Annotated in this window: 15 protein-coding genes and 3 pseudogenes; 9 read left to right on the plus strand and 9 right to left on the minus strand. The window is 62.4% G+C overall.

Features of this window, described 5'->3' with window-relative positions; translation table 11 throughout:
• Positions 1-10: 10 nt before the first annotated feature.
• Together BLP82_RS02445 and BLP82_RS02450 are read left to right on the plus strand one after the other, a co-directional pair.
• Complete coding sequence (locus tag BLP82_RS02445) at positions 11-1,255, plus strand: saccharopine dehydrogenase family protein (RefSeq protein ID WP_041476374.1); 1,245 nt, start codon at positions 11-13, stop codon at positions 1,253-1,255.
• A gap of 306 nt (positions 1,256-1,561) precedes the next feature.
• Positions 1,562-2,062, plus strand: coding sequence for a GNAT family N-acetyltransferase (locus BLP82_RS02450; RefSeq protein ID WP_092165075.1), 501 nt, complete (start codon positions 1,562-1,564; stop codon positions 2,060-2,062).
• Positions 2,063-2,087: 25 nt separating this feature from the next.
• Here the strand turns inward: BLP82_RS02450 and BLP82_RS02455 are convergent, their stop codons facing one another.
• The 5 genes from BLP82_RS02455 to BLP82_RS02475 form a co-directional block, all read right to left on the minus strand.
• Positions 2,088-3,035: a DUF3829 domain-containing protein gene (locus tag BLP82_RS02455; RefSeq protein WP_092165077.1), complete on the minus strand. Its 948-nt coding sequence runs from the start codon at positions 3,033-3,035 to the stop codon at positions 2,088-2,090.
• Positions 3,032-4,699 carry a J domain-containing protein gene (locus BLP82_RS02460; RefSeq protein ID WP_092165079.1) on the minus strand — a complete coding sequence of 556 codons (1,668 nt, stop codon included), beginning with the start codon at positions 4,697-4,699 and terminating at the stop codon, positions 3,032-3,034. The genes BLP82_RS02455 and BLP82_RS02460 overlap by 4 nt, the downstream gene beginning before the upstream one ends.
• Entirely contained in the window at positions 4,696-6,402 is a 1,707-nt protein-coding gene (locus BLP82_RS02465) for a molecular chaperone HscC (protein WP_092165081.1), read from the minus strand. Before BLP82_RS02465 ends, BLP82_RS02460 begins: the two co-directional genes overlap by 4 nt.
• Positions 6,403-6,525: 123 nt before the next feature.
• Entirely contained in the window at positions 6,526-7,281 is a 756-nt protein-coding gene (locus tag BLP82_RS02470) for an SIR2 family NAD-dependent protein deacylase (protein ID WP_092165083.1), read from the minus strand.
• Between the two features lie 20 nt (positions 7,282-7,301).
• Positions 7,302-7,730 carry a DUF1810 domain-containing protein gene (locus BLP82_RS02475; protein WP_092165085.1) on the minus strand — a complete coding sequence of 143 codons (429 nt, stop codon included), beginning with the start codon at positions 7,728-7,730 and terminating at the stop codon, positions 7,302-7,304.
• A gap of 223 nt (positions 7,731-7,953) precedes the next feature.
• On the opposite strand from BLP82_RS02475, the gene BLP82_RS02480 reads away from it, so the two are divergent.
• A complete protein-coding gene (locus BLP82_RS02480; RefSeq protein ID WP_256574033.1) occupies positions 7,954-8,754 on the plus strand; it encodes a DUF3108 domain-containing protein in 801 nt (266 codons plus the stop codon).
• Positions 8,741-9,406 (plus strand): LuxR C-terminal-related transcriptional regulator, encoded by a 666-nt coding sequence (locus BLP82_RS02485; RefSeq protein WP_092165087.1) that lies wholly within the window; start codon positions 8,741-8,743, stop codon positions 9,404-9,406. Before BLP82_RS02480 ends, BLP82_RS02485 begins: the two co-directional genes overlap by 14 nt.
• A gap of 4 nt (positions 9,407-9,410) precedes the next feature.
• On the opposite strand, the gene BLP82_RS02490 is transcribed toward BLP82_RS02485, so the two are convergent.
• Entirely contained in the window at positions 9,411-11,066 is a 1,656-nt protein-coding gene (locus BLP82_RS02490) for a sensor domain-containing diguanylate cyclase (protein ID WP_170842259.1), read from the minus strand.
• 292 nt (positions 11,067-11,358) lie between these two features.
• On the opposite strand from BLP82_RS02490, the gene BLP82_RS02495 reads away from it, so the two are divergent.
• Positions 11,359-12,270, plus strand: a complete 912-nt coding sequence (locus BLP82_RS02495) for a bifunctional helix-turn-helix transcriptional regulator/GNAT family N-acetyltransferase (RefSeq protein WP_092165089.1) — start codon at positions 11,359-11,361, stop codon at positions 12,268-12,270.
• 6 nt (positions 12,271-12,276) lie between these two features.
• Here BLP82_RS02495 and BLP82_RS02500 read toward each other — a convergent pair.
• Positions 12,277-13,022, minus strand: a pseudogene (locus tag BLP82_RS02500) (GntR family transcriptional regulator).
• Positions 13,023-13,036: 14 nt separating this feature from the next.
• On the opposite strand from BLP82_RS02500, the pseudogene BLP82_RS02505 reads away from it, so the two are divergent.
• The 4 genes and pseudogenes from BLP82_RS02505 to BLP82_RS02520 form a co-directional block, all read left to right on the plus strand.
• Positions 13,037-13,849: pseudogene (locus BLP82_RS02505) on the plus strand (ABC transporter substrate-binding protein); the annotation flags it as partial.
• A 7-nt stretch (positions 13,850-13,856) separates the two neighbouring features.
• Positions 13,857-14,585 (plus strand): ABC transporter permease, encoded by a 729-nt coding sequence (locus BLP82_RS02510; protein ID WP_256576526.1) that lies wholly within the window; start codon positions 13,857-13,859, stop codon positions 14,583-14,585.
• Positions 14,503-15,660, plus strand: a pseudogene (locus tag BLP82_RS02515) (hypothetical protein); the annotation flags it as partial. The gene BLP82_RS02510 and the pseudogene BLP82_RS02515, both read left to right, overlap by 83 nt.
• A 279-nt stretch (positions 15,661-15,939) precedes the next feature.
• Positions 15,940-16,704: an SDR family NAD(P)-dependent oxidoreductase gene (locus tag BLP82_RS02520; RefSeq protein ID WP_092165091.1), complete on the plus strand. Its 765-nt coding sequence runs from the start codon at positions 15,940-15,942 to the stop codon at positions 16,702-16,704.
• A 60-nt stretch (positions 16,705-16,764) separates the two neighbouring features.
• Here BLP82_RS02520 and BLP82_RS02525 read toward each other — a convergent pair whose 3' ends face one another.
• Positions 16,765-17,820, minus strand: a complete 1,056-nt coding sequence (locus BLP82_RS02525) for a hypothetical protein (protein WP_092165093.1) — start codon at positions 17,818-17,820, stop codon at positions 16,765-16,767.
• Between the two features lie 32 nt (positions 17,821-17,852).
• Positions 17,853-19,661, minus strand: coding sequence for a hypothetical protein (locus tag BLP82_RS02530; RefSeq protein WP_092165095.1), 1,809 nt, complete (start codon positions 19,659-19,661; stop codon positions 17,853-17,855).
• Position 19,662: the final 1 nt, after the last annotated feature.

Genomic DNA, 19,662 nt, shown 5'->3' on the forward strand with positions numbered 1-19,662 from the left:
AATAAAGAAATTGAAGAAGAACGTACTTATCATTGGTGCAGGAGGTGTCGCCAAGGTGGTGGCCCACAAGTGCGCGCAGCACAACGACGAACTCGGTCGTATTGCTATCGCGTCGCGCAACATCTCCAAATGCCAGGCCATCATCGACAGCGTCAAGGCCAAGGGTAGCCTCAAGCAACCCGCCGACATCAAGGCCTTTGCACTGAACGCTCTGGATGTCGAAGCGACCAAGGCGCTGATTCGCGAAACCGAGTCGCAGATCGTCATCAACGTCGGCTCTGCCTTCCTCAACATGTCGGTGCTGCGTGCCTGCATCGATACCGGTGTGGCCTACCTGGACACCGCCATCCACGAAGAACCGGGCAAGGTCTGCGAGACGCCGCCCTGGTACGGCAACTACGAGTGGAACCATCTCCAGGAGTGCCAGGAGAAGAACATCACCGCCATTCTCGGCGTGGGCTTCGACCCGGGTGTGGTCAATGCCTATGCGGCACTGGCGCAACAACAGCATTTCGACCGCATTGATTCGATCGATATTCTCGACGTCAATGCGGGCTCCCATGGCAAATATTTCGCCACCAATTTCGATCCGGAAATCAATTTCCGCGAGTTCACCGGACAGGTGTGGAGCTGGCAGGACAGCCAGTGGACCAGCAACACCATGTTCGAGGTCAAGCGCACCGACGACCTGCCAGTGGTCGGCTCGCAGAACCTGTACCTGACCGGTCACGACGAAGTGCACTCGTTGTCGAAGAACCTCGACGTGCCCAACGTGCGTTTCTGGATGAGCTTCGGCGAGCACTATATCAATGTGTTCACCGTGCTCAAGAACCTCGGCCTGCTTTCCGAGCAACCGGTCAAGACCGCCGAAGGTCTGGAAGTCGTGCCGCTGAAAGTGGTCAAGGCCGTGCTGCCTGACCCGAGCTCGCTGGCGCCGGGCTACACCGGCAAGACCTGCATCGGTGACCTGGTCAAGGGCGTCAAGGATGGCCAGCCGCGCGAGATGTTCATCTACAACGTGGCCGACCACGAGGATGCCTACGCCGAAACCGACAGCCAGGGCATTTCCTATACCGCCGGCGTGCCACCCGTGGCCGCGGCCTTGCTGGTGGCCCGTGGCGAGTGGGACGTGCAGCGCATGGTCAACGTCGAGGAGCTGCCTGCCGAGGCGTTCCTCGAGGCGCTGGATGTGATGGGCCTGCCGACGCGCATCAAGGACGAGCATGGCGACCGTCCCTGGAACCAGAACGCCTGAAGGACTCCAGGCGGGTTCCCCGATAGGAACTGCAGAATCGCTCTGGATTCTGCAGACGATTGAACCAGAAGACTCACCGTCGCGTGAATACCTGGCAATCCGCGGGAAGCCTTGAAGAAATGCTCCGTATCGAAAGGTACGGGGCATTTTTCGTTTAGGGGGCCATCCAATAGGCCCGTGGCGAGGGAGCTTGCTCCCGCTGGGCTGCGCAGCGGCCCCAACAAAGGACCGCCCAAGCAGAAACCCTCGCCATGAACGATCGCTCGACCTTACGATTGCGCTTCACGGCCCCAGGAGAAGCCATCAGTGAAACCCTTCAGAATTCGCGAGCTGCAAATGACCGATGTGCAAGCGCTGCTGGCCTTCGAAATCCATAACCGTGAATGGTTCGAATCGCAGATCGACGCACGCGACCCTGCCTTTTATTCATGGACGGGCGTCACCAATCACATTGAAGGCTATCTGGCCGATTTTGCCGTGGGCGTCTGGCACCCTTTTGTCATTGAGGATGGCAGTGGCAGGATCGTCGGCCGCGCGAACCTCAAGGACATCCACCCAGCGGACGGTTGCGCGCAGGTGGGTTACCGGATAGACCAGGACTTCTGCAGGCAGGGCCTGGCCACACTGGCCCTGGAGCATCTCATCCGGCAGGCACGGATGCGTTGGGCGCTGACGCAGTTGGTGGCGTATGTCTACGAGCAAAATGTCGGTTCAAGGAAAGTCCTTGAGCGCTGTGGTTTCGTGCCCGCACCTTGCTTACCCGGTGAAGAGGCAGAACAGGGCTGTCGTTTTGTCCTCGCGGTCTAGGCTGCCGCGAGGCTGTCCTGACGAATCAATACTGCGATTGCACCGCCGTGTTATAGCGCGACTGCAGTTCATCGTAACCGGCTCGTGCGGCGGCGAGGTCCTGGTTCAGTTCGCCGGCGTCGGCCCCGGCTGCCCAGTGCTGTTGCAGGCGCTCCAGGGCAGTCAACCATTCCTTGGCGGCGAAACCGATGTGGGTCCACACGGGCTGCTTGCCATTGGCCGAGCGCAAGCGCGGCAGGGCTTGCACGAGGGCTTCGGCGTCCTTCCAACTGGCCATGAGCGCCTGTTGCTGGGTGAGCAATTGCTCCGGACTTAACGGCGTGCCTTCGGTCATGGCGTCCAGGGCATTGACCGTCTCGCGTGCGAAGATCATGAAGCGCAGGGTATGCCAATGCTGGTCATGGCCCAGGCGTGTTTCAATGGCCGCCAACTGTTGCTCGCGAACTTGCAGTTGCGGTCGCTCCAACGCCTGGCGCAAAGGTATCGCCTGGGTACGCAAGTCTTGCAGGTTCAGGTTGAAGGCGCGTTCGAGCTGATCGAGCTCGGGAGCAGGGGGCTCGTTCGACCGATCGCCCAGCCACCGTTCGATGGCCAGCGCATCGGGCCGCAGGCGGTCATATGCCTGGACGTAGTGCTTGGCCTGGGCGTTCAGCTCCGGCTCCGAACTATGGAGCCACGGTTTGCAAGGCGCCTGGGTCCTCAGGAGGTCGCCGGCGCCCATGCCGAATCCGGCAAAGCCCTGTCTGGGCAGCCATTTATCCTTGGGGGGCGTCAGCAGGGCGTGATAATCGGCGTAGCGCTGCTCCAGAAGGTCCGCGCCTTCCACCAGGCAGGTGGTAATGGCCTGGACCTCGGCCCAGTACGAAAGAGTGGTTTTGTCGACGACGGTTTCCGAACTGGACACTCGTTGCACCAGCCAGGCCATCGTCAGCAGGACGACAACCGCGGTGATAAAGGCGCGGGTGCTGATCATGGTTGTTTTACCTGGGCGGTGTCGACGGGATGCCACTGCTCTGCCGAAAGCTTGGAGGGGCAAGGCGAAGCCGTCAGTTGGCGGGCGGCGCAGGTTCGCTGGGGCCAGGCCTGGAGGCCTTCATTCACGGCGAGGCTCGAATGGCTGGCCAAGGCATTGCCCAGCAGCACCAGGGGCACCAGCATTCCCAGGAACAGGCCGATCAGCACATCCCCGGGCACGCGCTCATAGACTCGAGCAAAAAAGGACTTGCCGGATCGAGAGGCGGCACGCCGGCTAATGGCCGCGAGCACCGCGAGGATGCCGAAATAGATTCCCGCCGCAGGAATGCCGCCGACCAGGTAAATGAGCGCGCCAAGCAACCCGACCCAGAGACTCTCGCGAATTGGCAATGGCGCAGGACGCCGCAGGCTCAGCCAGTGGCCGTAGCGCGTACTGATTGATCGGTCGAGCCGCCAGGCACCGCGGCTCAAGGTTGCGCAGAAGGCATGCAACCCCCAGGCGATAACGCCGAACAGCAGAGCCCGTAGGAACATGTCGATCACACTGGTATAGAACGCACCGCCCAGTCGATACTCCAGCGCCCAACTCATGTAGGTGGAACTGCCGAGCAGGGCCAGCGGCACGGCCAGGAGCGGCGGTTGACGACGCAGCGTACGCCAGTGTTCCGGGGCCAACTGCGGCATCTCTCCCAGCAGGTGCGGGTAGCGAAGCTCAATGGCGCGATACAGCGTTTCGCAGGCTGTCCAGTCCTCGGCACGGAAGGTCATGCCCAGGCGTATCCGGTCGTCTTCGTCGGATGACCCGAACAACATGCGTGCGGCCCGGGATTCGCTGCTGTCGCCGCCCTGGGCGAGGCGAGCCTGCTGCTGAAGGAACGTCGCGCAGTGGCTGCGGGCAAGCAGTTGACTCCACCAAGGCTCTGGGCAGGGGCTCGAGTGGCCGGTCTGTTTCCAGCCCTGTTGCGCGCAGATGGCATCGAACAACGGCTCCGACCAACCCGGTGCTTGCAGGAGGGCCATGGCCAGGCATCGGTTCAGCCATTGCCGAGCGTCCAGGGTCTGTAGCCACGGACTGGCATTGAGCTGGCGGGCAAGGTCGAGAAAGCGTTGGCTATCGTGCCAGGCCCCGGTCAGGCGAGACCATGCCAGATCCATGAGCCTGCCGCGCAACTGCTCGGTGTCGGTGCCGGGTAGGTCCTCGCGTTGCCAAGGGGTCAGCCAGTGCAACTGCTCGATGGCTGCTTCGGCCAGGTCGTAGGTGTCTTCCTGGGCCAGGCAACGCCCCAGCAGGCCGTGTTCGAACTCGCGTTCGCAGCCATAGAGACGCGCCTGCGACAGGCGAATGGCGAGGTTGGCCGCGGTGATTCCCTCCAGGCATTGCGCCGCCAGGCGTTGGGCCGGAGAGGGCCCCGACGGCGCCTGCGGCGGGGCTGGCGCTTCCATGGGAGGCAGGTCGATAGGCGCCGGCTGTTCGTCGTCGACGACTGCTGTTTCGTGCTGCCAGTCAGCCCATTCCAAGGCCTGCTCGTAAGCCTCGCGCAGGCGTTGGAAACCCTCGGGGTCTTCGTCCGGTCGATGCTGCTTGAGCAGGCTTGCATATTGGCGCTTGATGCTGCGCTTGTCGGCGTCTTCCGGCAGTCCGAGCACTGTCCAGCAGGTCATCGCCAGACACCTTCTTCCAGGCTGTCGAGCTGGGCGCTGATCTGCAGCCGCAATGCGCGGATGTCGTGCTGCTCCTGGCTCTCGAGCACATGGGCGAAGTGGGTCGTCAGCTCATCGATCCGTTGGCGCAGGTCGCCGCGGCTTTCCTGGTACAGACGCTCCAGCCGGGCGATCAGCAGGGTGTTGGGTTGCTCGTCACGTGGATGGATTTTCAAGGCTTCCAGGGCCTTGAGGCGCTGGCGGATCTCCTCGCTGTCCAGGACGCCGGCGTTGTTGGCGATCACCAGGTTGCGGCGTTCCCCCGTCTGGACGATCTGCGCATCGGCTTCCAGCAGGCCGTTGGTGTCGTAGGTGAAGCGCACGTCGATCCCGACTTCGCCGGCAGGCATGGGCGGCACGGGGATCTCCAGTTCTCCCAGGAGGATGTTTTCGCTGACCCGGCGGCTTTCGCCTTGATAGACCTTCAGCAGGACGATCTTCTGCTTGTCGCGCAGGGTGTACACGCGCTTGACCTTGCTGACCGGCACCACGCAGTTGCGTTCGATGATCGGCAGGTAATGGCCGGATTCGAGCTGGCCTCCATAGTCGACCGTGGTTTCGATGCCCAGGGAGTAGGGGCAGACATCGGTGAGCACGACTTCTTCCAGGGCCGCGTCGCGGCTCTTCAACCCTGCCTGCACGGCCGCGCCGAGGGCTACGGCCTCGTCGGGGTTGAGCTGGATCGAGGGAAAACGCCCGAACAGACCGGCGGCCAGCTTGCGAACCAGTGGCATGCGAGTGGTACCGCCCACCAGCAACACTTCATCCAGCTCGCTGGCGCGGATGCGGGCATCGCGCAAGGCGGTTTCGATAGGCGTTCGAAGGCGGCTGAACAACGGCGCATACAGGTCGGTCAGGCCGGCCTGGGTGTATTCGCGGCGCCATTCGCGCTCGCCCTGGCGTACCGCGAACGTTGCGCTCGGTTCCTGGCCCAGGGTTCTGCGCACGCGTTCGGCTTCGCGGCGCAGCCGCCCGTAGAGCTGCGCATCTTCCAGGGCCAGCGGGCCATCGCTGCTGCCCGCCTGGGCGGCGACGAAGTCCTGCAGCAGCAGCGTGTCGAAGTCTTCCCCGCCCAGGTAGTTGTCGCCGGCACTGGCGCGTACTTCCATGATGCCTTCGAACAGCTCCAGGATGGACACGTCGAAAGTCCCGCCGCCGAGATCGAAAACCAGGAAGGTGCTGGCGTTATCGCGCTGGTGCAAGCCATAGGCGAGTGCGGCCGCAGTGGGTTCATTGATCAGTCGTTCGACCTTGAACCCGGCCAGCTCGCCGGCAATTCGCGTGGCCTTGCGCTGGGCATCGCTGAAATAGGCGGGAACGCTGATGACGGCCTCTTCCACCGGTTCGCCGAAATGCCGCTCGGCATCTTCGCGCAAGCTGCGCAGCACCATGGCCGAGAGCTCCTCGGCCCGGAACTGTTGATTGCCCAGAGTGGTGAGACGAGCGCTGCCCATATAGCGCTTGAAAAGCGAGGCGGTGACCTGGGGGTGGGTCTGCAGGCGCTCCAGGGCCGCGCGGCCGACCATGACGCGGCCTTCGTCGTCCAGGCCTACCACGCTCGGTGTCAGCCACTCGCCCAATGCGTTGGGTACCAGTTGCGCCGCGCCGTCGCGCCATGCTGCGATCAGGCTATGGGTGGTGCCCAGGTCAATGCCGACAATCATGTCCGTTGGATCTCCTTAATCGTTGCGTCGCGAGGGGCTACCTGCGAGCCGGTCATTTTATCAGGCATGTATCGGCGTATTCGTGGAAAACTTTGGGATCATGGGCGGGTTTTGCAGGAAGCATCAGCCCAATGCCTCAACCAGCCTCGGCAACCAGTGGGTCGCATCGCCCACCAGCGTTTTATCGGAAGCGGGGCCCATCGGTTCGATATTGATATGCACCAGCCAGGCGCCATGCTCGGTTGCCAATGTTGGAATCCGTGCCGCCGGGTAGACGTTTCCGGAAGTGCCAATGGAGAGCATGACGTCGCAGTCGCGAGCCGCGCTGAAGGCCAGGTCCAGTTCCCGTTCCGGCATTCCCTCGCCGAACCAGACGACATTGGGGCGGATCCGGCCGTCGCAGTGTGGACAACGCGGGGGTTCCAGGCTGTCGCAGTCGGGCCCGACATCCACGGGCAATGCGCCCAGGTAGGGACGATTGCACTGGAAGCAACGGGCGCTGGCCAGATCACCGTGGAGGTGAATCACCTCCTTGGATCCGGCTCGTTCGAGCAGGTCGTCGACGTTCTGTGTGATGACGGTCACGCGGGGCAAGTTCTCGGTCAGCCTGGCGACTGCCCGGTGCGCGTCATTGGGGTGCGCTTGGTTAACCAGCGTTCGGCGCCAGCTGTACCATGCCCATACCCGTGCAGGATCTTTGGCGAAAGCGGCGGGGGTGGCCAGTTTCTTTGGGTCGTAACGTGCCCAGAGGCCGGTCGAAGGATCACGGAAGGTGGAGATACCGCTTTGTGCGGAAATGCCGGCACCGGTAAAAATGACAAGGTGCCTGGCCGCTCGCAGGCGTTTCACCGTTTCGGCGAAAATGACTTCTGGATTCACCGTCTCATCCTCCCGTCAGATTAGACATTTTTTCTTTCTCGCTCCTTGAGTAGTTCCAGTGTTCTTGAGTCGACATTCACCCGACCCTCCAGCGCCTGGGCATACACGCAATGCTCGCCCGCGGCCGCTGCGAACAGCGTCATGCAGGACGCGAATTTCATGGCGTCGAGTGTCCCCAGGAGTTTCTCTACCGCGACGTCCGAGTCCAGGACGGCGCGGGTTGCGCGCTCGAGTCGTGGTCCCAGAAGCGGGTGATGCAAATAGTCGCGCGCCTCTTCCAGATTGCGCAGGCCGTAATAGGTGGCGTTCTCGCTGATACCCAGGCCGCGTAATTGGGGAAAGATGAACCACATCCAGTGGCCTTCCTTGCGGCCGTGCCGTAGCTCGTGCAAAGCGCGGTCATAGGTTGACGCTTGCGCCTGGACAAAGCGCTCCAGTGATTCGGTCATACGAGCCCCTGATACGGTTTCAAGGCTGAAGAATGAAGCGCGTCCAGGCTCGAACAAAATGGTGGCTTTATGATGTCATGGTCCGGCGCGTATCGGTAGTCTCAATCATCCCCCCATCCAGAACGAGGGCAAAGCCTATAGCACACTTGCGCTATAGCGCCGGTCGGCACTCGACCCTAACCTATGGACGCTATCGGCTTTCGACCGGTCGCAACGAGCCTACTTGAACAAGGATCTGTTTTTGAAAAGCACACCTGCCAGAAAGTCCAACATCTGCCCGGCTTATCGCAAGCGCCTCGCAACGGCATTTGCCGTCTCGGCCCTTGTCGCCAGTGGCTGGGGTTCTTTTATCGCCGGTGCGTCGGCTTCCACGGCCAGTGAGACATCCTCGGCGGCTTGCACCAACGAGGCGGATTTCCAGGCCGGGACGGTGGTGGAGTATGAAAGTCGCGACAACCTGTCGCCAGCCACCAGTCGCGGTAAAACCGAGGCGCTCGGGCGCGAGGCGTTTGCCGGCGCCAATCCGGTGGCCTCGGTGCACACGTCGTTCCTGAACAATGCGCCGTTTTTCCTGACGACGACCTTCGCCGAAATCAAGGACGGTCGACTGATTCGTTACGGTGATCGCCATGGTGCCGGGGCATCGTTGATGACCACCATCTACCAGCCTCCCGCTTCCACACCGATTGATCTGCAACCTGGGCAGACCGTCACCGTCAGCTACAAAAACAAAGCGGTGAGCGCCGGGGGAACGGTCGAGTTCGATGTCGTCGAGAAGCTGACTTATAACGGGCGTGAAACGATCAAGACGGCCCTGGGGACGTTTGATACCTGCAAGTTCACCAATGAAATCTCCACGGGCCCGGTTTCGGCCGAGCAGCCGAAACAGGTTGTCGTTGTCCAGAATTGGTTTCCCGCGGACGGACCTTATCGTGGTCAGTCGATCCGATCCGTCACGCCTCCGGCCAATGGCGTTGCGCAGAGAATCAGTGAAGTCGTCAAGATGCAGTATGGGACACGATGAGAGACGCGTCTCGGGTCGGAAGATTTGCCGGATTATCGTGGCAGATGAGCATCCGCTGTTCCGAGAGGGGATGATGGTGTTGCTGGAGCGCCTGATACCTGACGCAGTGATCGAACAAGCAGGCAGCCTGGAGGAAGTACGGACGCTGGCAACGAATGGACAACCTCTCGATACGCTGATTCTTGAAATACGTCTTCCCGGCCTGGGCTCCATCAGCGAGCTCGCGCAGTTGCGCCAGGCACTCAAGCACACCGTGATGATTGTGGTTTCGACCCTGGATGACAGCGATGTCATTGGCCGTGTCATGGCCACCGGTGTGGACGGGTTTGTCGGCAAGAGCCTTTCTCCCGACCAGGTCGGCCAGGCCATCGCCGATATTCGCCGTGGCGAAGTGCTGGTCAAGTACGAGCCTTCGGGCCCGCTCCTACTGGGTTCCGACGATGATATGAGCCGGCTCACGTCACGGCAGCGAGAGGTCTGGCAATTGATCGCCGAAGGCAAGACCAACAAGGAAATCGCCTCAGCGCTTGAGATCTCTCCCTTCACCGTGCGCATTCATGTCTCTTCGTTGATCCGTGCGCTGAACGTTCCCAACAGGGCGGTGGCCGCTGCCCGTTTTGCCGGGCGCGAGGCGCTTCAGACCTTGCGCTAGCGCCTCAGACCTTCGAACCGGCATGGGCAGCCTCGTCGGTGCGCGAGGTGTCATGGAATTTCGCCTGGGACTTGCCCGCGCGCTTGGCCCGGTAGAGCGCTTCATCGGCTTGGACCAGCACATCGGCAAACTCACCGCCGGTCCACAGCGTCCCGCCGATGCTGCAGCCGATCGTGATCGACTCCCCGGCCAGTATGACCGGCTCGGCCAGTTTTGCGATGATGCGCTGGGCGGCGCCCTGCATGCTGGACAAGGATTCTCCGGTACGCAGGCGCAGCAGCAATACGAATTCATCCCCGCCGTGGCGCACAGCGATGTCGCCATCGCGCACAGCGCCCAGGAGCCGGAGGCCGACCTCCTGGAGCAATGCATCGCCGACGGCATGGCCGAAGCAATCGTTGATGGGCTTGAACCCGTCCAGATCCAGGCACAGCACGCCGAAGCCAGGCTGTACGTCGACCTCGCTGCGTACCGCCTCTATGTACTTTTCCAAGGCTGCCCGGTTCGGCAGGCCGGTGACGACATCGCGGTAGGCGATACCCTCGACCACGGCCAACTGACCCCTTTTTCGGGTGAGGCTGTCAACGAGGTGCCGGATCGCGACACTCAGCGTTTCGACTTCGCGCGTCCCCTTGAGCAAGGGAATCCCCACATCGGCGCCTTCGGAAAGGCGCGCGGCAGCCTCGGCGATGACGTTCACCGGCCCGGTGAGAATACCTGCCATGATCCATCCGATGACCGCGAACAGGATGGACAGCAGACCGCCCCAGAGGAGTATTTCATTGCGCATCTCACGTGCAGCCGCAAAGGCGATCTCGGCGGGCTGGCGTGTCACCACGGTCCAGCCCAGGCCGGGATAGTCGTCGACGCCGACACTTTGCGCCGCACCTGCCATATAGAGCTTACCGTCCGGCCAGCGCTCGACCGACCAGCTTTGTCCGCGCCCATCGAGCGTGATCCCGGCGGGCTTGCCGATCATGTCCTTGGGGCCCAGCAAGACGGTGCCGTCCTTGCTGATGACCAGGAACTCCAGGCCAGGCAGGCGCTCCTGCAAGGGGTCGAAAAGCGATCGACCGACTTCCGCGGCCCATTCCCAGGAAAGGTGCGTTGCGAGCACCCCCGTGAGATTTCCGGCGACGTCCTTGATTGGCATGCTGATATCGACGAATTTCATCGCTTCCCCGGAAGGATTCGGCAGCAACTTGGCCAGCAGGACGGCTTCGTGAACATCGCCAATGAATGTCTCTTCACGCGCCCTGGCAAAGACCGGCCGTTGCGAGATGTCGGCACCTGCGAGCACCCCGTTGGTCGATGCGACCACTTTGCCGTGGGCGTCGGTGAGGCCGATCCAGGAATAGTTCGGGAACTGCTGGCTAAGGTGGTCGAGCAGGGCGCGTGCTTCGCCGGGGCTCGCCGTGTTGCGCAGGGTTTCCAGCTTGCTCAGGACCGTGAGCGCTTTTGAACGGTTACTCATGTCGCGATCGAGGCGATCGATCATCGAGTAGGCATATTCGCTCAGTTGCAGCCCGGTTTGCTCCTTGAGCCGCGAAATGGAGGACTCGCCGATAACGGTGCCGAAGATGCAACTGAGGAGCAGCACCACCAGCGCCACGACGATGGCGAAGCGTGCCCGCAAGCTTTGGAAGAGAGGGATGTACATGTCGGGCCGCCATGGGGATGGGATTGGAAGGCCTTTATTCCATGGCGTTCTTGGCACGCATCCTCTCAAAATTTTCCAGTTTGGGGTACTGGTCCGCTCACCGCTGAGCGCGACGACAGGAGCAATGTCACTACCCGCCTTATCGCTGATAGGCCAGCCAACGGAAAGCTTGACTGAACGCACGGATGGGTATTTAGTTGTGCAGTACAACTAAATACCCATCGCATCCGAGGTCCCCGTGAACCATTGCCCGCCAGCCCTGATTGAGAAAATTCGTTCGGCGTCGCGTCTCATGGTGCGAGAGCTGGGGTTCATGCACACCACGTTGGCTGCGACGGGTTATCCGCCGTCGTCGGTGCACACCATCGTGGAGCTCGGCAATCGCCAATCCCTGACCGCGGGCGAGCTTGTCGAGCTGCTCGGCCTGGAAAAATCCAGCGTGAGCCGGATGGTGCGCAAGCTCATCGAGGCCGGCGAGATCGAAGAAGTTGCCCATGAACAGGATGCGCGGGCCAAGAGATTGCGACTCACCGCCCAGGGGCAAAACACCCTCCGAACCATCGATGCTTTCGCCACGCAACAGGTTGTCGCGGCCATGTCTCACTTATCCAGTGGGCAATGTCTGGCCGTTAGTGAGGGGATTGCCTGCTATGCCAGCGCGCTACACGCTCATCGGCTCGGTACAGCGCCGCCTGCGCCGGCGCAGTTGGAGATTGCGCGTGGCTACCGTCCTGGCGTCATTGGCCGCATTGTGCAAATGCATGCGGACTACTACTCCAGGCATTCGAACTTCGGCCAGTTGTTCGAAAGCCTGGTTGCATCGGACATGGCCGAGCTGATGGGGCGTCTGCACAATCCGCGCAATGAGGTATGGGTGGCCCTGGATGGCGAACGAATAGTCGGTTCGATTGCCATCGACGGCGAAGGCGAGGGCGGCAGTGCGGTGCTGCGCTGCTTCATCCTGGATGATTCGGCGCGCGGCAAGGGGGCTGGCAGGCGCCTGTTGGCCGAAGCGATGAAGTTCTGCGACGAGTGGGGCTTTAGCTCAACGATCCTCTGGACGTTCCAGGGGCTCGACGCTGCTCGCAAGCTGTATGAAGCGTTCGGTTTCAGGTTGGAGCAGGAGCAAGAGGGGCAGCAATGGGGGCGACAGGTCACTGAACAGTGTTTTGTCAGGCCGGGTCCAACCATCGCGCCAATTTGAATCGTATCAAGTGGCGGTATTGGATTTGAACACCCCACTGAGCACGAAGGCATAGCGTTCCGGGCGGATGAAAAACGTCGTGCGGTCGCAGCAACGGTCGTCGGCGAAGTAGGACGTGCGCTCCATGACCAGCAGCGCGGCGCCGCGTTTGACGTGCAGCGCGCTGGCCAGGCTTTTGTCGGCTTCCTGTGCACGGATGGCCAGGTCGGCGCGGCTGACCGCCAGGCCGGTGATCGATTCGAGAATGGAATAGATCGGCTGATGTTCGACCTCAGCCCAGGCCACGCAGGCCAACTCTGCCGGCAGGTGGCTGCGTCCCAATGCGATGGGTTCGTCATCGACGAAGTGCAGGCGCTCCAGAAGCAGGCAGTCGTGCGCTTGCTCAAACAGACCCGCAGGGTTTCCGGAACGGGCTGCAGGGCATGGCTGAGCACCTGCATGCTCGGTTGCAGCCCTTGCAACAACAACAACGCCTCATGAAAGCTGCGCAACGCATCCAGGCCGTGGCGTACCTGCTTGGCCGCTACGAAGGTGCCTTTGCCTTGCTTGCGCTCCACCACGCCGTCGTCGCTGAGCTTGCCCACTGCCAGGCGAACCGTGACGCGGCTCCCCCCGAACCGTTCGCCCAACTGCGCCTCGGACGGTAGCTTGCCGCTGGGTTCGTAGTCGCCGCGCTGGATTTCTTCCAGCAGTTGATGGGCGATCTGTTCGTAGAGCGAGGTGGTGCTGTCGCGAAGAATGGAGGTGGACACTGTCAGCTTCCATGGCCTTGGGCGATGGCCCGGTGATCCAGCAGGCACTGGCCGCCGGTGAACTGGACGTGGCCTATGTCGGCACCCCACCGGTGTACCAGTGGTTTTCCCGCGGGCTGCAAAGCCGGATCCTGGCGAAGGTCAATTACGGCCAGGCCGCGGTGATTGTCGACGCCAAGAGTCCGATCACCCAGTTGGAAGCGCTCAAGGGGAAAAAGCTCGCCGGGGTCAAGAAGGGCAGTGGCATGGATGTGCTGCTGCGTGGTTTTGTCCTGAAGGAAAAGGCCGGGCTCGATCCCGACAAGGACCTGGACATCATCGACATGCCGCCGGGCAACATGAACGCTGCCCTTGAACGTGGCATCGACGCGGCATTTTCCTGGGAACCCTTCGTCAGCCAGTCGGTGTTGCGCGGTTCGAGCCGGATCCTGCTGGACGTCAACCAGGCGCTGCCCCAGTACCCGTGGTACGTGGTGATCGCCTTGCCGAAAACCTTGCAGGAGCGTTCGGATGACGTGGTGAAGCTGTTGCGCGCCCATCGCAAGGCCATCGCCTTCCTCAATGAACATCCCGCCGAATCGAACCGGCTCATCGCCGAGGCGTTCAAGCTCGAAGCGGTGCAAGGCCCGGACGGCAAGACCATCGCCCCCGAAGCTATCGTCGCCCAGGCCCGGACACGCCTGGGCTGGTCGGCGGACTTGCAGGCGGCGGACATCCAGTTCATCCAGCGCCTGATGGATTACTCCCACGACCTGGGTTTTATCGACACCACGCTCAAGACCGAACAGATCGTGGATACCTCCTACCTGGAAAAAGCCGCGCACTGAGTCCGTCATGTCCTTGCCAAAACCGAATTGGGGATGGGCGTCGCTGCCATTCCTGTTGTTGATCTGGATCGCCCTGGCGAGCCGCTTTCCCACCTATATCCTGCCGCAGCCCTGGGACGTTGCCCGCGAGGCGCTACGCTGGCTGGGGGATCGTTCGCTGTGGCAGCACCTGCAGGCCAGCGTGCTGGAAGAACTGGGTGGTTTTTGCGCCGCGGTGATCGTTGCGCTCCTGCTGGGCACGGCCGCTGGCCTGTCCTCGCGCTTTCGCGATTTCATCTCGCCGCTCAACAGCCTGTTCATGGCCATCCCGCCGATTGCCTGGGCGCCGCTGATCATGATCATTTTCGGCCTGGGTTATGTCTCCATCGTGCTGGTGATTTTCATTGCCGTGATGTTCCCCATGGCGGTGACCATTCAGGAGGGCGTGCAGAGCATCCGCGGCGGTGAAGTTCGCGCGGCACGGACCTTGGGTGCCAACGCCTGGCAACTGTTGGCCCACGTCTATTTACCGGCCTCGTTGCTGTTCGTGACCGCCGCCTTGCGCATCGGCTTCAGCCAGGGCTGGCGGGCGCTGGTCGCGGCGGAAATGATCGGCGCTTCCCGCGGCATCGGCTGGATGGTCGCCACGGGCGGGCAGATCGGCAACAGCAGCCGGGGCCCAGGCCTTTGTCACTGTCGACCCGGCCGGTACGGCCTTGCGCCCGCTCTATGCCGACCTGCATGTGCACTCCGATGACACGGTGGGCACCAACGACACGCTGTACAACCTCAGCTACGGTCGCGATGTCGCCGGGCTCGACGTCCTCGGCTACACCGCCAATGACTTCAATATCACCGAGCAACGCTGGGACCAGGCGGTCAAGCTGATCCACGAGCTCAATGAGCCGGGCCGATTCGTGTGTTATCCCGGAACCGAATGGTGCGGTAACTCTTGTGCGGGCGGCGTTCCGGCCACGGCGGTGTTCGGCTCCCGTGGCGGGTTGACGGGTGTGGTCGCCGAGGCTTTCGACCGCGCCAGTGTCGGCAAGGCCTTGCGCGCCCGCCGTACCTTCGCCACGACCGGGGAGCGTTCGTTCGCCAGCCTGCGCCAGGGCAAGCACTTCATGGGTGAAGTCTTCACTGCCGATGCGAATGCCTCCCTGGACTATCGACTGCTGGGAGGGGCCGGGTGGGAGCAGGTCGATCTGTTCGATGGCGACCAGTTGATCTGGTCGCGCAACCTGCACCAGGAACTGGGTTTCTGCGCGCAACGCATTCGCCTGCGCCTGGGTGGCGCGCGGATCAAGGACCGCTATCGCGGCGCGTACTGGACTGGCGAAATCCGTATCACCGGCGCGGTCATCAATGGTTTCCGCGCCTTGGGCCTCGACCATCCCGAGCAGACCGTATGGCGCAAGGACGCCACGGTCCTGGCGTTTCGCACCGACACCAACGGCGATACCGACAGCATCGAAATCGACTTGTCGCAACTGGCCGGCGCCACGCTGCAGATCCACAGCCGTTTCGACAATTACATCAAGGTCGGTGACCCATCCGAACCGCAACCTTACGTGCACGCACCGACGGTGGTGATGGAGCTGTCCGGCGATGAGTTGTTGGCGCAATCGCAAGGGGTCGAAGAGTTGCCGGGCGCGGAGTTGAAGCTGTCCCTGGAACGGATGACCGCTGCACCGTTGCCCCGTGAGTTGCAGGGGCGCATCGAACTGGCCCGCCTGGGGCTTGATCCAGGGCGTGAACACCCGTTGTTCATCTGTGCCCGCCAGCGGGATCAGTCACGGGTCTGGACCTCCGCGCTGTTCCTGACCTTGTAGGAGCTGTCGAGTGCAACGAGGCTGCGATCTTTCCCCAGACACTTGAATCTCAAGTGAAAGATCAAGATCAAGATCAAAAGATCGCAGGCTTCGCCAGCGCCTACACAGCCCGGCGGTGGCCATCTCTGGCCACATTTGCGCAAAACCCCGACAGTCCCAGCAAGCCTGCGAAAGCCTGGCAGTCGCCATTGCGAGAAAGTGAAGTCGTCGATAACGACAGCGCCCACGGGCGCCGGGCGGGCGAATGTCTCGTCTGCCCGCTCACGCAGGAGAGCGATCATGACCGATATTCAACACAACATTCCCCACGAAGTCCAAGGCAAGGTTGCATTGGTCACTGGCGCCGCCAGTGGCATCGGCAAGGCCATCGCATTGCTGTTGCATGCCCGCGGCGCCAAGGTAATCGCTGAAGACATCAACCCCGCCGTCCATGAGCTGGCCCGTCCCGGGCTGGTGCCTCTGGAAGCCGACATCACCGCGGATGGCGCCGCCGAGCGCGCTGTCGGCCTGGCCGTCGAGCAGTTCGGCCGGCTGGATATCCTGGTCAACAATGCCGGGATCATCATCAATAAACTCGTCATCGACATGACGCGCCAGGACTGGGAGCGCATCCAGGCGGTCAACGCCACGGCCGCTTTCCTGCATTCGCGCGAAGCGGTCAAGGCGATGATGCCGAACAAGTCGGGGGCCATCGTCAACATTGCGTCCTACGCGTCCTATTTTGCCTTCCCGACCATTGCCGCCTACACCGCGTCCAAAGGCGCCCTGGCACAACTGACGCGCACCCTGGCACTGGAAGTCATCGAGCATGGCATTCGCGTCAATGCCATCGGTGTTGGCGATGTGGTCACCAACATCCTCAATGACGTGGTCGAGGACGGTCCGGCGTTCCTCGCCCAGCACGGTGAAGCCGCGCCCATCGGCCGCGCCGCGCAGCCGGAAGAAATTGCCGAGGTGGTTGCGTTCCTGGCCTCCGATCGCGCGAGTTTCGTGGTCGGGGCGGTGGTCATGGCCGACGGCGGCATGACCGTTACCGCAGGCTGAAGCGAGTAGTGGATGACACCTGGGGCACCGGCCGGGCTGTGCACCCGGCCGGTGTTGTTGTCAGAGTTGCACCCGACGAAGCCTGCCTCTCAAAGGGACCACGCTATTCTCGGGCGTAGGCAGTGGTCGTCCGACCAGGCCCATGCCTTCGCTGACCAGTACCGCGTCGGGTAACAGGCACAGGTTGGACGGGGTATCCAAGCCTCGGGCAAGCACGGTGACCTGGGCTGTTTGCAAGTCGCAGCTCAGCAGTCGCCCACTGAACCGGGTGAAGCCGCCATGCAGGGGTTCGCCGTTCCAGTCGGGGAGCAGGGGTTGTTGCAAGCGCTCGCAGAGTTCCAGCACCAGCAGCTGGCCGTTGGGGCGCAGTGCCAGCCCGGTGGGCAGTTGCAGGCCGCGAATCAGGAGGTCGATCTCGGCGCTGGCGGGCCAGACCCGGATCACCTGGCCGGCCTTTTCGGCAAAGTCGATGCCCTTGCGGCTCGGGTCGCCGTGCAGTTCCCCCGAGAACAGACTGATCAGCACAGCGTCTGTCGCCGGTTCGTACACCAGGGTCACGGGAACGGCTTCCTGGCCTTGATCCAGTTCGGGCAGTTGAGCCAGCACGCGCTCCTCTTGGCCCGCGACGAACTCCACCAACTGATTGGTATCGGGCTTGACGGCCAGCCAACTGCGGCGGGTCGGGTGGTAGCACAGCGCGTTCAGATTGCCGCGGCTATGGAAGACCGGCTCGGGCGGCGTGAATTGCAGGTCCAGCAGTTTGGAACCCGCGACGTAATCGGTCTGGCTGGCCAGGCAGCGTCCGTCACCGTAGGCGATGTCCGACAGCCCCATGATTTCATCGCGCAGCATGCGTGCCTGCATGTTCATGGCGCGAAACCCTTGCGCCAGGGTTTCGCGGGGCAGGTAGGCGCCGGGCTGCTGCGGATCCGGGCGCAGTCGACTGATACGGCCGCTGAAAGGTTGGTCGGGCAGCCCGGAACCTGCTTCGGTGAGCAGCAGGCTGCCGTCGGCTTGCAGGCAGAGACCACGAGGGTTCAGCAGGTCCTCGGCGACAAGGGTGCTGGGGCGCAGGCTTTCCTCCGGGTGTGCGGGGATCTGAAGGGGAACTGACATAGGCTCTCTCCGTGAACAAAAGGGGGACGCGGTCATTGCGGCGGTTGCCACGGTTCACCGGTGAGGTAGGCCCGCAGCAGTGCCCGCTGGCAGGGCGACATCGAGCGCACCACCGGCATGAACAGCGTGGTGCCTTTGTACGCATCCGAGGTGCGGGCGAGGATGGGGTTCTTGGCGCCCATGATGGCGTCGGGCTGATTCAGCGGGATATAGCGGGACATGGCGGGGAAGGCCAGGTAGTGAAAGCGCAGCACGTTGGGGTACATCAGCGGCCAGGTGATGGTCGTGCCCTGGGGGATGCCGAAGTCGGTCTGGGCGTATTTGCGAAAGTTGGTGAAGTAAGCGCTGCTGGGGAAATCGTTGACCGTGCAGGTCAGGGCGACGAAGCCCGCTTGAGCGGCGCTGCCCGGCTTGAGGGTGACCGGGAAGCTGACGGAAAGCTGGCCACTGTCGACGGTCAACGAATCAGGGAAGTCGAGGAAGTCCCAGTATTGCGGTTGATCATAGACCGCGGGAGCCGCCGCCTTCAGGCCGATTTCGGTGGTGCTGGGCACCGCGCCGCCCAGGTACCGGACCTGCAGGGTGATCGACAGGCCGTTGGGGTAATCCTCCAGGTAGACGTTGCGCTGGTTGGCATAGATCCGATAGGTCGATTCGGTGGCATTAAGTGTGGTGTTGCAAACCTTGTCGGGCGCGGTAATGGCCAGTGCCGTGGTCCGCACCGTCTGCTGCTGACTGGTGGTCAGGGGCACATCGACGATGCCGCCGTACACGTAGTAGTCAGCCAAGGGACTGCTGGTCGGGTCTAATGTGGTCAGGGTGGTGGTGCCGGCGCTGATGGTCACGGTCCCGTAATCGGCGTTGGGTCCGATGGGGCTGGTGATATCGTCCCGTACAGCCCGGAAGGTTTTCTTCGGAATGACATTCACCATGTCGATGCTCAGGAGGCCACTGTCACTCAGTTCGGCATAGCCGGCGTTCCCCGTGCACTGGTTAATCAGCTGCCGGCCCGGCTGGCAGTTTAGCGGCTCGTCGGTGAAGGCCGGGGCCAGTGTGCCGATGACCCTGCCGATGCTCGGGTTGGGCGTGTACCGGCCAGCGGCGTAGTCGGCGTCCAGTTGCTCGGTGGTCATCGCGGGACACATCTCGAACATGACGAAACGCAGGACAATACCCGTTGCGCCCGGCGCTTGGATGATCGAACGCAGCCCACCGCTGTTCTGGTTCCAGTTGACGACGCTACTCAGGGGGAAGGTCAGCTGAAATGTGCCGCTGAAGCGGAAGGAGCCCGGGGCATCCATTTGCTCTGGTTCCAGCACACGCTTCTTCATGTAGAAACTGCTGCACACGGTGTCGCTGCGAATCAGCAACTGGATGTTGTCGTTGCCGCCGATTTGCAGGCCGCCGACGAAGATCTGGGTGGTCGTCGAGGCGGTGGGGTCCAGGTCCACCATCATCGGGCCGGAGACGGGCCCCTGGCCGGTCACCGGGTCCACCGAGCCGAGCAGGTAGACGGCCTGGCCCACCAGGTCGCCGCTGGTGCTGATGCTACCGGGAGTGCCCTGGGAGCTGATCAAGGCGTTCTGCATGTCGACGACATGCTGCCCGTAGTGATTCCAGCCACCGGCGGTGTAGTAGTTGCCGGTGGGGGCATTGATCATGTTGTTCAACTGGTCGTCGGTGTAGGACTGGGCCCCCGGTGCCAGGGTCGAGGTGGTCAGGTCGAAGAGCGGCCAGTCATCGTTGCCATCGTAGGGAATGGTCGGGGAGTTGTTCGGCAGGCTGACGTCCGTGCGGATGCCGCCCCAGAAATTCAGCCGTGGTCCGTTCAGGATGCTCATG

This window comes from Pseudomonas sp. NFACC37-1, assembly GCF_900101575.1.
Taxonomy (GTDB): domain Bacteria; phylum Pseudomonadota; class Gammaproteobacteria; order Pseudomonadales; family Pseudomonadaceae; genus Aquipseudomonas; species Aquipseudomonas fluorescens_AA.

Bases quoted from the DNA above. Each gene is read 5' to 3' on its own strand.
- BLP82_RS02465 (WP_092165081.1), bottom strand. From the start codon at position 6,402: ATGATTGTCGGCATTGACCTGGGCACCACCCATAGCCTGATCGCAGCA.
- BLP82_RS02530 (WP_092165095.1), bottom strand. From the start codon at position 19,661: ATGAGCATCCTGAACGGACCACGGCTGAATTTCTGGGGCGGCATCCGC.
- BLP82_RS02510 (WP_256576526.1), top strand. From the start codon at position 13,857: ATGTCCTTGCCAAAACCGAATTGGGGATGGGCGTCGCTGCCATTCCTG.
- BLP82_RS02460 (WP_092165079.1), bottom strand. From the start codon at position 4,699: ATGACCTGCTGGACAGTGCTCGGACTGCCGGAAGACGCCGACAAGCGC.
- BLP82_RS02490 (WP_170842259.1), bottom strand. From the start codon at position 11,066: ATGTACATCCCTCTCTTCCAAAGCTTGCGGGCACGCTTCGCCATCGTC.
- BLP82_RS02475 (WP_092165085.1), bottom strand. From the start codon at position 7,730: ATGACCGAATCACTGGAGCGCTTTGTCCAGGCGCAAGCGTCAACCTAT.
- BLP82_RS02525 (WP_092165093.1), bottom strand. From the start codon at position 17,820: ATGTCAGTTCCCCTTCAGATCCCCGCACACCCGGAGGAAAGCCTGCGC.
- BLP82_RS02520 (WP_092165091.1), top strand. From the start codon at position 15,940: ATGACCGATATTCAACACAACATTCCCCACGAAGTCCAAGGCAAGGTT.
- BLP82_RS02455 (WP_092165077.1), bottom strand. From the start codon at position 3,035: ATGATCAGCACCCGCGCCTTTATCACCGCGGTTGTCGTCCTGCTGACG.
- BLP82_RS02495 (WP_092165089.1), top strand. From the start codon at position 11,359: ATGGTGCGAGAGCTGGGGTTCATGCACACCACGTTGGCTGCGACGGGT.
- BLP82_RS02485 (WP_092165087.1), top strand. From the start codon at position 8,741: ATGGGACACGATGAGAGACGCGTCTCGGGTCGGAAGATTTGCCGGATT.